This window comes from Lyngbya sp. CCY1209 (genome assembly GCF_035615495.1).
In the GTDB taxonomy this organism is placed as follows: Bacteria; Cyanobacteriota; Cyanobacteriia; order Cyanobacteriales; family Microcoleaceae; genus Limnospira.
In genome coordinates this window covers 1-218 of record NZ_JAJENU010000676.1, presented here as the reverse complement: position 1 = coordinate 218, position 218 = coordinate 1, and the positions used below count along the sequence as shown (strand labels likewise).

General features: G+C 61.0%; 1 protein-coding gene. It reads left to right on the top strand.

The features are described from left to right. Nucleotides 1-218 (top strand): hypothetical protein (locus LKE08_RS27890; protein ID WP_324707564.1); only part of this gene is annotated, 218 nt, incomplete at both ends.

The following is a 218-nucleotide window of genomic DNA, read 5'->3' as shown; positions in this document are numbered from 1 at the left end:
TACGAACCGCTGATCGAACAGTATGAAATCGTGCGATCGCCCTCCGCTTCTGCGATCGCCCAAATTCGCCAAGATACGGCCTCCCGAACCCCGGCAACTAAAACCCTCGCCGTCTTCGCCGACCCGGTATTCACCCCCAATGACGAACGGGTAAAAACCCCCGTCGCCGCCACCCCGCCGGACGAGTTATTGCTGGCGGCAATACCCGAGCCCAGAGG